2 protein-coding genes are annotated in these 8,148 nt (G+C 67.6%); both read left to right on the forward strand.

What is annotated here, in order from left to right; translation table 11 throughout:
- Window positions 1-277: phosphopantetheine-binding protein (locus tag APH27_RS25105; RefSeq protein WP_156335911.1), on the forward strand; the 277-nt coding region annotated here is incomplete at its 5' end.
- The coding region (locus APH27_RS25110) for a non-ribosomal peptide synthetase (protein WP_156335912.1) at window positions 274-8,148 on the forward strand (7,875 nt) is incomplete at its 3' end. The genes APH27_RS25105 and APH27_RS25110, both read left to right, overlap by 4 nt.

The raw sequence follows: 8,148 nt of genomic DNA on the forward strand, positions 1-8,148 counted from the left end.
GCTGCCGGCGCCCGACGCCATCCAGGATCGCCCCTACGAAGCGCCGCAGGGCGAAACCGAAACCCTGCTGGCCGGCATCTGGTGCGAGCTGCTGGGCGTCGAGCGCGTAGGGCGCCACGACAACTTCTTCGAACTGGGCGGCCATTCACTGCTGGCGGTGACCCTCACCTCCCGCTTGCGCGAACTAGGCCTGGAAGCCGACGTCCGTGCACTGTTCGACCAACCGACCCTGGCCGGCTATGCAGCCATCACAGACAGAATGGAGATCGTCCTGTGAGTATCAACCAACTCTTGGAAACCCTTTCGGCCAACAACGTGCAACTGGCGCTCAAGGACGGCCAGCTGGTCGTCCAGGGCAACCGCCAGGCGCTGACCGACGCCACCCTGGTGGCACGCCTGCGCGAACACAAGCCGGCGCTGGTGGCGCTGATCGAAAGCGGTGAATACGTGGCCGTGAAACAGGGCGCGGTGCAAGTGCCGGGCAACCTGATCCCGCCTGATTGCACGCGGATCACGCCCGAGCTGGTCAACCTGATCGAACTGGACCAGGACACCCTCGACCGCCTGGTCGCCGACATTCCCGGTGGTGCTGCCAATGTTCACGATCTCTACCCGTTGGCGCCGCTGCAGCAGGGCATGCTGTTCCACCATGCCAGCGCCAGCGCGCACGACCCGTACGTGATGCAGGCGCGCTTCGTGTTTGCCAGCGAGGCGCGCCTGCAAGCGTTTGCCGAAGCCTTGCGTGGGGTGGTCGCCCGGCACGATATCTTGCGCACCTCGGTGCACTGGGTGGGACTGGAAACACCCCTGCAAGTGGTGTGGCGGCAAGCCGAACTGCAGGTGCTGGAGCTGCCTGCCGATGACCCGTCGCGTGCCCGGCTCGATTTGACCCAGGCGCCGTTGATGCGCCTGCTGCGCGAGGCGCCCGAGGCCGATGGCAGGCTCAGTGCCACCTTGCAGTTCCACCATATCGCCATGGACCACAGCGCCTTGGAGGTGGTGCGCCACGAGCTGATTGCCTTCCTCACAGGTGAAGACCAGTACCTGGGCACGCCGGTGCCGTTTCGCAACTACGTGGCGCAGGCCGTGCTGGGCATCGGCGAAGCGCAGCACGAGGCGTTCTTCCGCGAGATGCTCGGCGACATCGACGAAGCGACCTTGGCGTATGGCATCCAGGATGTGCAAGGTGGAGGTAACAGCCACAACGAACACCAGCTCGACCTGCCCCTGGAACTGTGCCAGCGCCTGCGCGTCCACGCCCGCAGCCTTGGCGTGAGCGTTGCCAGCGTGTTCCACCTGGCGTGGGGGCGGGTGTTGGGTGGCCTGACCGGGCGCGGGCAAGTGGTATTCGGTACGGTGCTGATGGGCCGCCTGCTGGGTGCCGAGGCCACCGACCGGGCGCTGGGGATCTTCATCAACACCTTGCCGCTGCGGGTCGACCTGGGCGGCAGCGACGTACCCACGGCGATCCGCGCCACGCACCAGCGCCTGAGTGCGTTGATGCGTCATGAGCACGCGCCCCTGGCCTTGGCCCAGCGTTGCAGTGGCGTGGCGGCCCCAGCGCCGCTGTTCAATGCACTGCTCAATTATCGCCACAGTGCGGTGGGTACCGCCGCACCGCAGCGCGCGGCGCTGGCCGGCATCGATATCGTCGACTCCGCCGAGGCCACCAATTACCCGCTGACCTTAAGTGTCGACGACCTCGGCGAAGCCTTCCGCCTGACGCTGCTGGCCAGCACCGAGGTGCCCGCCGAACGTGTTTGCGCCTACGTGCAGCAAACGCTGGAAAGCCTGCTGCAGGCACCCGATGCTCAGTTGCTGGCGCTGCCGATGCTGCCAGACAGCGAACGCCATGGGCTGCTGGAAGGGTTCAATGCAAGCCCGACCCGCTTCGAGGCGACACTGACCCTGCATCAGCGCATCGAAAACCAGGCGCAAGCGCACCCGCACACGCTCGCCGCCAGCTGCGGCGAGCAGGCCTTGAGCTATGCCGAGCTCAACCGCCAGGCCAATGCGCTGGCGCACCGGCTGATCGCCCTGGGCGTGGGGCCCGATGACCGAGTGGCAGTGGTCGCCCGGCGCGGGCTGCAAACCTTGGTCGGGCTGCTCGCTGTGCTCAAGGCCGGCGCCGGCTATGTGCCCGTCGACCCTGCGCACCCGGACGAGCGGGTGCATTACCTGCTTGGCGACAGCGCCCCCGTGGCAGTGCTGACCCAGCAAGCGCTGCGCGCGCGCCTGGGGGCTGTCGAGGTGCCCGTGCTGCTGCTGGACCAGCCAGACTGGCCTGCCCAGAACAGCAACCCGAACGTGGCGCAACTGAGTGCCAGCCACCTGGCCTACGTCATCTACACCTCGGGCTCCACCGGCCAGCCCAAGGGGGTGATGGTCGAGCACTGCACCGTCAACAACCTGGTCGACTGGCACTGCCGAGCCTTCGACCTGTGCCACGGCCGCCACACCTCGTGCCTGGCCGGTTTCGGTTTCGATGCCATGGCCTGGGAAGTCTGGCCGGCATTGTGCGCGGGGGCCACGCTGCACCTGGCCCCGCCCGCCGAAGGCAATGAAGACCTCGACGCCATGCTCGCCTGGTGGCGCAGCCAGCCACTGGACGTGAGCTTCCTGCCCACGCCAGTGGCCGAATATGCCTTCAGCCAGCAGCTCGAACACCCGACCCTGCGCACCCTGCTGATCGGCGGCGACCGGCTGCGCCAGTTCAACCGTACCCAGCGCTTTGCCGTGGTCAACAACTACGGGCCGACCGAAACCACGGTGGTAGCCAGCTCCGGTGTGGTCGAAGCGGGTGGGGTGCTGCATATCGGCCGGCCGGTAGACAATGCCCGCTTGTACGTGCTCGACGAGCACCGTGAGCCGGTGGCACTGGGCGTGCCCGGTGAGCTTTACATCGGCGGCGCCGGTGTGGCCCGGGGTTACCTGAACCGCCCGGCGCTGACGGCTGAACGCTTCCTCGACGACCCCTTCAGCGCGGGTGGCCGCATGTACCGCAGCGGCGATCTGGTGCGCTGGCTGCCCGATGGCACCCTCGATTATCTGGGGCGCAACGATGACCAGGTGAAGATCCGCGGCGTGCGCATTGAGCTGGGCGAGGTCGAAAGCCGCCTGGCCAGCCTGCCGGGTATCAACGAGGCCGTGGTGCTGGCCCGTGAGGACCAGCCCGGCCAGCCGCGCCTTGTGGCGTATTTCACGCCCCAGCCCGAGGTCGAGGCGGCTACCCCCGAAAGCCTGCGCGCCCAGCTGCAGGCGCACCTGCCCGAATACATGGTGCCGGTGGCGTTTGTCGAACTGCAGGCCCTGCCGCTGACCGCCAACGGCAAGCTGGACCGCCGTGCCTTGCCCAGGCCCGAGCGCTCGGCGCTGTTCGAGCAAGGCTTTGATGCCCCCGAAGGTGAACTGGAGCAGGCCCTGGCGCAGATCTGGGCCGAGCTGCTGCAGGTCGAGCGGGTCGGGCGGCGTGACCACTTCTTCACCCTCGGCGGGCATTCGCTGCTGGCCATGCGCATGGTGTCGCAGGTGCGCCAGCGCCTGGGCGTGGAGCTGACCCTGGCCGAGCTGTTCGCCAATGCCGAACTGGCCGCGGTGGCACACGTGCTGGCGGGTGCCGGGCGCAGCGTGCTGCCCGCAATCGTGCCGGTGCCCCGCGAGCAGCCGCTGCCGATGTCGTTCGCCCAGCAGCGGCTGTGGTTCCTGGCACAGATGGAAGGCGGCAACCAGGCTTACAACGTGCCGTTGGCCCTGGGCCTGCGTGGGCCGCTGGATGACGACGCCCTGGAGTGCGCCCTGTTGCGCATCGTCGAGCGCCATGAAACCTTGCGCAGCCATTTCGTGCCACGCGACGACAGCGCCGAAGTGATCATCGGCACGACGGCAGGTGCAGGGTGGTTCCAGCGCGAGGACATTGGCCTGGACGCATTGCCCCGCACGCTGCGCGATGAAGCTGGAAGGCCTTTCGACCTGGCCCACGGGCCACTGTTGCGGGCGCGATTGCTGCGCCTGGATACCGAGCACCATGTGCTGGCATTGACCGTGCACCATATCGTTGCCGACGGCTGGTCGCTGGGGGTACTGACGCGTGAGCTGAGCGCGTTGTATCCGGCCCTGTGCCAAGGGCTGGAAGATCCGCTGCCAGCGCTGGCCATCCAGTATGGCGACTACGCGGTGTGGCAGCGGCGCTGGCTGGCCGGCGAGCAGCTGCAGCGCCAGGCCGATTACTGGCGCGAGGCGCTGGACGGCGCGCCGAGCCTGTTGAAGCTCCCGGCCGACCGGCCACGGCCCGAGCGCCAGGACTTCGCCGGGGCCAGCCTGGCACTGCAACTGGACCCATGCCTGGCTGCCGGCCTGCGCACCCTGGCCCAGCGCCATGGGGCGACCTTGTACATGACCGTGCTGGGCGCCTGGGCGGCCTTGCTGGCCAGGTTGTCCGGCCAGCACGAAGTGGTGATCGGCTGCCCGGTAGCTGGCCGTGGCCATGCCGAGCTCGAAGCGCTGGCAGGGTTGTTCGTCAATACCTTGGCCATACGCATCGACACCCGTTCGGCTGCTACGTGCGCGGCGCTGCTTGGGCAGGTCAAGGCGCGTGTGCTGGCGGCCCAGGCACACCAGGACCTGCCGTTCGAACAGGTGGTCGAGATCGTGCGGCCCGCGCGCAGCCTTGGCCATACGCCGCTGTTCCAGGCCACCTTGAACTGGCAGGCGACCCAGGGCGCTGCCTTGCAGCTGCAAGGGTTGCAGCTCGAAGCCGTGGCGCAGGCTGCGCAGGTAGCCAAGTTCGATCTGACCCTCAACCTGGGTGAACATGGCGATGTCGTGGCTGGCAGCCTGGATTACGCCACGGCGTTGTTCGACGAACCGACCGTGCGCCGCTACCTCGGCTACTTCGAAGCGTTGCTGAGGGCCATGGTCGGCAACGACCAGGTGGCGCTTGCAGAAGTTGACCTGATTGGCGATGAAGAACGCCAGACCCTGCTGCACAGCTTCAATGCGACCGCAGCCGATTACCCACGCGAATTGAGCGTGGCACGCCTGTTCGAACAGCGCGTAGCGCGCCATCCCCTGGCCCTGGCGGCCATGCATGGGCAGCAGGCTGCAAGCTATGGCGAACTCAACCTGCAGGCCAACCGCCTGGCCCATTACCTCATCGCCGAGGGCGTGGGCCCTGGGGCCTGCGTGGCGATCCTGCTGCCGCGCTCGCTGCCTTTGCTGGTGGCGCAGCTGGCTGTGCTCAAGTGCGCGGCGGTGTATGTGCCGCTGGATATCCACGCGCCGCGCGAACGCCAGGCCTTCATGCTCGAAGATTGCCAGGCCGTGATGCTGCTGACACACGCCGCGGGCCAGGCTGACTTTGCTGTGCGCCGTGTTGACCTCGATACCCTGGCGCTCGACCCGCAAGCCGGGCATAACCCGGGCCTGGCACAAGATGCCGACAGCGCGGCCTATGTGATGTATACCTCGGGCACCACCGGCAAACCGAAGGGGGTGTGCGTGCCGCACCGGGGCATCGCCCGCCTGGTGCTGAACAATGGTTATGCCGACTTCAACGCCCAGGACCGCATCGCCTTTGCCTCCAACCCGGCGTTCGATGCCAGCACCATGGACGTCTGGGGCGCGCTGCTCAATGGCGGGCAGGTGCGGATAGTCGATCACCAGACCTTGGTCGACCCCCGGCGTTTCGCCAAGGCGCTGGTGGATGACGGCATCACCGTGCTGTTCCTGACCACCGCGCTGTTCAACCAGTACGTGCAGCTGATCCCCGAGGCACTGGCAGGCCTGCGCATCCTCATCAGCGGCGGCGAGCGTGCCGAGCCTGCGGCCTTCCGTGCCCTGCTGGAGCGGGCGCCGGGCCTGCGCCTGATCAATGGTTACGGGCCCACCGAAACCACTACGTTCGCCGTCGCTTGCACCGTGCACAAGCTGGCGTCGAACGCCACCCAGGTACCGATTGGCCAGCCCATCGGCAACACCCAGGTCTATGTGCTCGATGGCCACTGCCAGTTGGTGCCGCGCGGGGTGGTAGGTGAGTTGTACATCGGTGGTGATGGCGTGGCGCTGGGCTACCTCAACCACCCTGCGCTGAGTGCCGAACGCTTCATCGACGACCCGTTCAGCCAGCGGCCTGGGGCCAGGCTCTACCGCACCGGCGACCTGGTGCGCTGGCGGGCCGACGGCCAGCTGGAATGCCTGGGGCGCAACGACGACCAGGTGAAGATTCGCGGCTTTCGCATCGAGCTGGGCGAGGTCAGGCAACAGCTGGCACTGTGCCCGGGGATTGGCGAAGTGCAGGTCTGGGCAGTGGCGGACGGGCAGGGGCGTCAGCGCCTGGTCGCCTGGTTCACCCGCCACGATGCGACGCTCGACGCCAGCACCTTGCGCAACTTCCTGCGCGGGAGGCTGCCCGAGTACATGCTGCCGGGCGCCTATGTGGCACTCGAGCGGATGCCGCTGACCAACAATGGCAAGGTCGACCGTCAGGCGCTACCGCAACCCGGGCCGCAAGACGTTGCCGCAGCGGCCTACGAGGCGCCGCAAGGTGAGCGCGAAGCGGTCCTGGCTCAGCTTTGGGGCGAGCTGCTGCAACTGGAACAGGTCGGGCGCCAGGACCGCTTTTTCGAGCTGGGTGGCCATTCGTTGCTGGCCATGCGCATGCTGGCTCAGGTGCGTCAGCGCCTGGGGCTTGAGCTGGCGTTGGGCGAGTTGTTCGCCGATGACCGCCTGGCAGCGGTCGCGGCCAGCCTGGGCCACCCTGCCGAGCGTGCCTTGCCGGCGATTCAGGCGGGCCCGCGGCTGGGCAGCCTGCCGCTGTCATTTGCCCAGCAGCGGCTGTGGTTCCTGGCGCAGATGAGCGGGGGCAGCGCGGCCTATCACATCCCCCTCGGCCTGCACCTGCGCGGCGCACTGGATGCACTGGCGCTGGAGCGCGCATTGCGGCGGCTGGTCGAACGTCACGAAAGCCTGCGCAGCCACTTTGTGGAACAGGATGGCGAGCCGCGCGTGGTGCTGGCAGCGGACGCGCGCGGTTTCCAGCTGGCCATGGAAGATGCGCGCGAGCTGGATGAGCAGGCGCTGGCGCAGCGGGCCGAACTGCAAGCCAGCGAGCCCTTCGCGTTGAGCCATGACCTGCCGATTCGTGGCTGCTTGCTGCAATGCGCTGAGGAACACCACATTCTGCTGCTGACCGTGCACCACCTGGTGGCCGACGGCTGGTCGCTGGGGGTGCTGGTGCGGGAGCTGGATGCGTTGTACCAGGCGTTCTGCCTTGATCGCGACGACCCGCTGCCGGCATTGCCGGTGCAGTATCTGGACTATGCACAGTGGCAGCGGCGCTGGCTGGGCAGTGAAGCCCTGCAGGGCCAGGCCGATTATTGGCGCAGCCGGCTGAGCGGTGCGCCGACGCTGGTCAGCCTGCCCTGGGACCGGCCACGGCCAGAGCGCCAGGACTATGCCGGTGACAGCATCGCAATCAGCCTGACGCCACGCCTGAGCGTGGCGCTCAAGGCCATGTGCCGAGTCCAGGGCGTGACCCCGTACATGCTGTTCATGGCGGCCTGGGCGGTGTTGCTGGCACGCCTGGCCGGCCAGGATGACGTGGTGATCGGCTCGCCATTGGCCAACCGCCGGCAGGCGGAGGTGGATGGCCTGATCGGCATGTTCGTCAACTCCATCGCCGTGCGCGTGGACACTTCGGGTGCGCCGGATGTGGGCACGCTGCTGGCGCGGGTCAAGGCTGCGGTGCTTGAGGCCCAGGCGCATCAGGACCTGCCGTTCGAGCAGGTGGTCGAGGCCGTGCGCCCGCAACGCAGCCTGGCGCATACGCCGTTGTACCAGGTGTCGCTGGACTGGGACGCAGCGCCCGAGCACCAGGCCCTGCAACTGGGCGCACTGGCAGTGACGCCCCTGGGAGGGCAGGCACGTGTCGCCAAGTTCGACCTGAGCTTGAGCATGGGCGAAGGTGCCGAGGGTTTCAGCGGCGGCATCGTGTTTGCCACCGCGCTGTTCGACCGGGCCACGGTCGAGCGTTACGTGGGCTATCTGGAGCAGCTGCTGTGGACCTTTGCCGAAGGCGAGCGCGCTGTTCCGGCTCGCACCGGGTTGCCGAATGCCGATGAGCGTAAGCGGCTGTTGTTGGACTTCAACGAC

Origin of the sequence: Pseudomonas sp. NBRC 111123 (genome assembly GCF_001320205.1) — a bacterium.
In the GTDB taxonomy this organism is placed as follows: Bacteria; Pseudomonadota; Gammaproteobacteria; order Pseudomonadales; family Pseudomonadaceae; genus Aquipseudomonas; species Aquipseudomonas putida_J.